Genomic DNA, 6000 nt, shown 5'->3' with positions numbered 1-6000 from the left:
TTGAAGACTTTGAGCAGGATGGCCCTAAGATTCTTATCATTTTAGACAATGCAAGTATTCATAAAAAGGCAGAGATTCTAGAGAAGATAGCGAAGGAGATGCCCAACATTGTTTTAGAATTTCTGCCACCCTACAGTCCGGACTATAATTTAATCGAGTTAGTTTGGCACTCTGCAAAGGAATTCATTGCCAATCGTCTATTTGAGTCGATTGAGGATTTAGAAGCGCTTGTTCATAACCTATTGAACGAAGGGCAGCTTGTCATCAACTGGGATCGCAAGATCAAAAACAAAGGAAACACAGTCAATGCAATTTAAATGCATATCAGCTTATGCCCAACGTAGACCCGCTGGTACAGCTTCTCTGTCTGAAATGCCAAAACAAGAAATCCAAGGTCGTTATCGTTCCTTTAGTGGAGATATTGCAGTCGGCCTTGAAATATTTGAGGCATTTGCCCACATAGGTAGTAGCGGAGGAGATAGTTTCAGATCAATAATTGATCAAAGAGATCCTACTCAAATAATCTTTAGGCTGGCATCATCTAACGAGTCTTCTCAATATAGAAGGCTAACATTATCTTTTGGGGTTCCAGACAGCAGCCGATACGCAAGGGATGGAGCTGTTTCACGTTTGTCAATCTATAGAGATGGTCAGTTTAGTGGCTATAGGGATGTCAGACCGGGAGATCAAATCACTTGGATTATTGACGTCTCAAATACAAGAAGTCTAGCTCTTGAAGCTACGTGTACAAGAACGACGAGTGCCTATTATTCAGGAGGACGAGCCTGCTCATCTATTTACTTTTTTGAGGAAATTCTAGAGCCATGAAGCGCAGAGATTTTATTACGTTTAGCTCGGTTGGTGCTTGTGCCTTTACGGTTAGTTTAGGTGCATTAAAACCGCCAGAGGCTAAAGCGATTATTTTTCTTTTCTTTCTCAAGACAGTTGCTGCACCTAGCTTGATGAGTATGGCGTTAGGTGGGTTAGCCCTTGCCGCGCTTGGGTCGGGTTCTAGGGTGGGGCGTCAAAGGCAAGAATGGTTTGACTCACGCTTAGAAGCACAACTTGCCCAGAGAGAATTTGTTCGGCGATCCTTTACCGATATCAATATCGCTGAAAGCACTAGGCCGGGGCAGACCTACATTGTGGGTGCATTTCGTGAGGAACCTCTGGGCAACAGTGTGGGGCTGGCTTTTCCGCGTATGAACAATGGCCAAGCTACGATGTCGGCTTTTGCTGGCCCTGGCCCCATTGGGATGGCTGTGGCGGCTGAATACCTCAAGCAACACGAGAATCTTTCTCCTTCTGATGTTCAGGCGGCTATTTTGCCGCGTCCTAGAGGGGGCATTCAGCTAGCCGACTGGAGGACTTGGAGTTCAGGGGGATCGATTATTTACCCGAATACGTTCTCAGATACAGGCACTCGCATTTACTACAACGCGGTTGAACCTCGATTGGGCGGTTTTGGCACCATTGATGTCACCATCAATGCCCATCGCATGGTTCGGATACCTCGAATTCGGGTGGAGTTCGCTTGATCTAATACTCGTCCAGAATCAGGGAATCAGCGGGAAAGCTACCGACACCGACTTTGCCTCCATCCGCCACGGTTCACGCTTTCGGGGCTTGGTGGAAGGGGAATCATTGGGCTAAGATCCCAGGGTTCTTTGGTGTTTTGGCGATCAATTATGGGGCACAGCGGGGTAGAACCCTGGGATCTGGGCTACAAAGGAAATCACTAGGAGAATAGCGATGACAATTCTGGTTCCGCCATCCTTACAAAGTCTTCCGGCTTCTCTCTCCATTGAAGGGGCTGTCAGCATTGTGGTTGAAGAGGGAATCCCTATCTTTAGGGCATCCCAAGCCCTTCAGCATCGCATTGAGACCTTGCTGCAAAAACAATCCGAGGCAACCCTCACTCCAGAAGAAATCGCCGAGTTCGACCGCTACGAAGAAATCGACGACTATCTCGGTTTTGTAAATCGCACCATTCGCAACCTGTATCTTGAGAATGTTCATCCCATCCGCCACGGTTCGCGCTTTCGGGCCTGGGTAGAGGGAGAATCATTACTCCACGATCATGCAGGGGCCAAAGATACCCCAAACGCCTGAAGGTCAAGCACATCGACATTGTGGGAATAGTTATCTAGGGTGATGGCGACAACTTTTCCTTCATTGTCGTAATCCAGAATGAGATCGTCGGTAATCGCGTCGGTTGTTACCACGGGCTTACTGGTTAGCTCAATGGCTAAGGTGTCTGTTTCTGGAAAGTACCGGATTTTCATCTAGGTTCTTCACCTCGCTGTTGTCGTCGATAGAAATTGCGATCAAAAAATGCGTTATGAACCGTTTCACCATCGTCTAGCGTGATCACCCGTAGCACACGGTTATTGGCTTCAACAATGTTTCCCCAGTAGGAAATCCGGCGATTTTCTTGTTGTTCCGTCTTGACCGGGTTCGCTAAAACACGCTCGATCCACTCCCGCTGAACTTCAGGGTGCTTGTGACGAGCAAAATCCTCGAAGTAGTCTGTCGTTTTGACCATTATCCTACATTCGCCCTAGGCAGCGGAACCGGGTGAGGCTGTCTATAGGGTAGATGTATTGTATGGTCTCAGGAGATTTCACCCCCTCATCAGGGGGGAGTGGCGATGGCTAGTAAGCGCTGGTTGGCGGCCTCTAGGTTGAATTTTTCGGGGTCAAAGTCGTAGCCAGTTTGTTCCCAGAGTTTGGCATAGTCGGGGTCTTCGGGGTCGTTGCGGCGGTCTAGGAGGTCTTCGTAGCCCCAGACTCCGGCGCAAAATTCCGGTGGGCAGTGGCGCTCTCCGGCGATGCAGCTAGGCAGGGGGCGTCGGGCGGGGCGGGCTACCAGGTGAAGCGGAGACCTTGGGAGACGAGGAAGGCTTGCAGGGCTGGCATTTGGCCTGTGACCACAATCTGGGCCGGGGTGAGATCGGCGGGTTTGCCCTCCCGCAGCAGCCAGCCAGCGGTGGCCCCAGCGGCCCCACCAATGCTCCATTCACCGTAGTGGACGCGGGTGACGCCGTTGACGATGTGGCTGACGGCCATACTCTTACCGCCAATCAGCACGTTGTCTACGCCCTGGGGCACGATGGCTTCCAGGGGAATTTGCAGGGGCCGCACCACAAATTCCTTAATGCTGGCGGCGGCGGCTTCGTAGGAAGGTCTCCAGTCACGGTAGCGGCAGCCGTGGATGTCGATGTCGTAGTGGGCGAGGGCCACGGCGGTGGGGCTAAAGTCTCGGCCCCCGGTCATGTCTTCGCGCAGATCGGCTTCCACGGCCATAAAGCTGTCTTGGCCATAGGCGGGACGGCCCAAAATACGGCGACCCTCGCGAATGTAGGGCACCATGCTCAGGCCCGACTGGGTGCCCAGGGGTGAGTCTTTGCCCATCAAGAAGGTGAGGGGCAGTTTGTCGGTGGTTTCTCGGTCAATCAGCCATTCCGCAAACATCAGGGCGTGAATTTCGCCATAGTTGAGGGATTCCACCGACAGCCCACCCATCCAGTCCTGCTTTTGCCCAGTGAGGCGAATATCCTCTTCGGTCAACACCAGGGGCGGATCCATAAAGTGCCAGTCGTTGCCCTTGTTCCAGTTAATCAGCGTCATTTCCCCCGGTCGGGTGACGTTGACATTGCCGCTATCGGTGGCATGGCTGACGATGCGGCGATAGTTAAATACGCTGCTGCTGTTGAAAAAGGGGAACCCCTCTAGGTCAAACTCCTGCCAGTGCTCTTCCTTGGTGAAGGCGGGCTCGATTTTTTGCAGTTCCTTCAGGCTGGCCTTGCCATCATCCAGCGTAGCCAGCACGAAGGGATAGGTGTAGGCTTGGGTGCATTCCGGGTTTTCGCGGGGGGGCGCGTTCACTTCCCCAGTGAAGGACTGGGCATCGGAACCCGTGCGGTGGGGCAGGTTGGCCCAGCCCACCAGTTCCCCGGTGTCGGTGGCGTCAATCACCACCATGCGGCCACCGGGGGGTGGTTGCAGGCGCACGGGAATTTTGTTGTAAATATCGCTGTCCGACCAGCTATACCATTCCGAAAGCTCGCGGGAGAGCCTTCCGGTGGGGACATAGTTGGGATCGAGGGGAATCCGTCGCACCCCATAGACCGCCGTTACCACCCGCCCCGACGCATCAAAGGCCGCTCCTTTAAAGGCCGTAGAGGTGGCCCAACGGCTTTCTGGCGCACTCTGCACCGCCTGCCGCAGCCACATTTCCGCCGCCGTGGCCCCCGCCCTGGGGGAAAAGCACAGTTCTCCCACCCAGCAGCTATTCACCGCCGCCACCGATTGCGGACTGCCCAGCCCCGTCCAGGCAGGCAAATGTACAGGCTGTCGGCGAATGAGCGTTTTAAAGGCCTCCCAACTGGGGGAAAAATTCCGCCGCCAGCGCATGGCCCGCGATTCATCAATGGCCGACACCCCCTGGGAGCTGATCTGCCCGCCCAACCAGGGGGTGAGTTCAATCATGCAGGTGGTGGCCCCGGTTTTCATGGCGTGGGAAGCCGCCGCTACCCCGCCCAGGGTGCCGCCAATCACTACCACCTCGCAGGTCCACACTTCCTCGGCAATGGGCAGAGGGTTCAGCACCGGACGCCCGTTGGCGGTCTGAATTTGGCGAATTCCCTGGGCCACCTCGGCCCGGTTCACCACCTGCCCCACCGGACGCTGGGCCATCACCATCGGCCCCCGCCAGGAACCGCTCACGGTGCGAAATGCCGCCAGCAGTACACTGCTCCCCAATACCGCCCCCATTACCAGCCCCGATAGCCGGGTCATGCGGCGCTGGGCGCGTCTGCGCTTGAGGGGAAGAGAACGATACCGACGACGTTCCAGCATGGGCCAAAGGGCAACAAAACTCAGGATTTCGCTTAAGGGTAACAACGAAATTCAAAGACGACGCAGGAACTTTCCGACCGGGCTAGATGCCTATCTAATTTGGGCTTAAAATTTGGGCCACGGGGGTTAGGGCTTTGGGGCATCTGTCTGGCCTCGGCCTTCCCCCGGTGATTGTGGTTCCCTATGCTAATGGCCTAACGCAGTGGCTTCACCCTCCTCCCCTCCTTCTCCCTTGACCTCAGCCCTGCGTCGGCTGGGGGAAGTCCCCCTGTGGGTGATGCTGTCCCTGGTACTCAATGGGCTGCTGTTCCTCACGGTGCTGGTGCTCTTGCGGCAAGTTAATCGTCCTCCTAATGCGGGGTTGTCGGCAGCTAATGCCTTTGCCGCCGAGGGCCAATCTGCCCCCGTGGCTCCGCCCACCCTCGGAGATCGCCGTACCCTCGACTACCAACAATGGGTGGCCCTGCTCGAAGCCGAAGCCAACGCCGCCGCCTTGGCCGATCTGCCCAGACAAACCGTGCTGCTGGGCGACTCCATCTCCCTATGGTTTCCCCCCGCCCTGCTACCGGGGCGCAGAACCTGGCTCAACCAAGCCATTTCCGGGGAAAATTCCAGCGGCCTGCTCCATCGCCTCTCCCTGATCGACCCCAACCCGGTAGAATCCGCCTTTATTATGATCGGCATCAACGATCTCATCTGGGGCGGCGACGAGGCAACCCTAGTCAACAATCTGCGGGCCATCGTCAACCATCTACACACCCAACATCCCCAGGCCAGAATTGTGGTTCAGTCCATCCTGCCCCATGGAGGCCCAGCGGCTACCTGGGAAGGGCGGGAACGGCTCCTGGCCCTGCCCCCCGAACGCATTGTGGCCGTGAATGCCCAACTCAAGCAAGTCGCTGCCGAATCTGGCGTGGAATACCTCGATCTCTACCCGCTCTTTGTCAACGGCGAAGGTTACCTCCGCCCCGACCTCACTACCGATGGCCTCCACCTCAATGCCAACGGCTACCTGGTTTGGCGCAGCGCCCTCGCCCTCTACAACGAAACCGACTATCGTCCCTAAGCTCTTTGCCCCTAGCCCCCTAGGATAGGGTAGGCTCTGCAAAGACTGTGTAGGGGAAGCATGACGTGAAGTCAT

At 55.4% G+C, this 6000-nt stretch carries 8 protein-coding genes; 5 read left to right on the top strand and 3 right to left on the bottom strand.

The genetic code is table 11. From position 1 onward, the window contains the following. The 4 genes from H6G62_RS14920 to H6G62_RS14905 form a co-directional block, all read left to right on the top strand. A partial coding sequence (locus H6G62_RS14920) for a transposase (RefSeq protein ID WP_190496501.1) occupies window positions 1-317 on the top strand: 317 nt, incomplete at its 5' end. Beyond that, window positions 307-828 (top strand): hypothetical protein, encoded by a 522-nt coding sequence (locus H6G62_RS14915; RefSeq protein ID WP_190496499.1) that lies wholly within the window; start codon window positions 307-309, stop codon window positions 826-828. The genes H6G62_RS14920 and H6G62_RS14915, both read left to right, overlap by 11 nt. After that, window positions 825-1538 carry a twin-arginine translocation signal domain-containing protein gene (locus tag H6G62_RS14910; protein WP_190496497.1) on the top strand — a complete coding sequence of 238 codons (714 nt, stop codon included), beginning with the start codon at window positions 825-827 and terminating at the stop codon, window positions 1536-1538. The genes H6G62_RS14915 and H6G62_RS14910 overlap by 4 nt, the downstream gene beginning before the upstream one ends. 214 nt (window positions 1539-1752) lie before the next feature. Further along, the gene (locus H6G62_RS14905; protein ID WP_242052041.1) at window positions 1753-2112 is read left to right on the top strand and encodes a hypothetical protein; all 360 of its coding nucleotides are present in this window, start codon (window positions 1753-1755) and stop codon (window positions 2110-2112) included. Here the strand turns inward: H6G62_RS14905 and H6G62_RS14900 are convergent. The 3 genes from H6G62_RS14900 to H6G62_RS14890 form a co-directional block, all read right to left on the bottom strand. Next, window positions 2079-2285, bottom strand: a complete 207-nt coding sequence (locus H6G62_RS14900; protein WP_190496495.1) for a DUF2283 domain-containing protein — start codon at window positions 2283-2285, stop codon at window positions 2079-2081. The two genes, H6G62_RS14905 and H6G62_RS14900, sit on opposite strands and share 34 nt — an antisense overlap. After that, window positions 2282-2545, bottom strand: a complete 264-nt coding sequence (locus H6G62_RS14895; protein WP_190496492.1) for a hypothetical protein — start codon at window positions 2543-2545, stop codon at window positions 2282-2284. Before H6G62_RS14895 ends, H6G62_RS14900 begins: the two co-directional genes overlap by 4 nt. Before the next feature lie 319 nt (window positions 2546-2864). Beyond that, window positions 2865-4859, bottom strand: coding sequence for an FAD-dependent oxidoreductase (locus H6G62_RS14890; RefSeq protein WP_199325001.1), 1995 nt, complete (start codon window positions 4857-4859; stop codon window positions 2865-2867). 202 nt (window positions 4860-5061) lie between these two features. Here H6G62_RS14890 and H6G62_RS14885 point away from each other — a divergent pair, with 202 nt between their 5' ends. Then, complete coding sequence (locus H6G62_RS14885) at window positions 5062-5925, top strand: GDSL-type esterase/lipase family protein (RefSeq protein WP_347239361.1); 864 nt, start codon at window positions 5062-5064, stop codon at window positions 5923-5925. The last annotated feature ends 75 nt before the right edge of the window (window positions 5926-6000 follow it).

Source organism: Phormidium sp. FACHB-1136 (assembly GCF_014697375.1).
Lineage (GTDB): Bacteria > Cyanobacteriota > Cyanobacteriia > Phormidesmidales > Phormidesmidaceae > Nodosilinea.
This window is presented reverse-complemented; position numbering and strand designations above follow the sequence as displayed.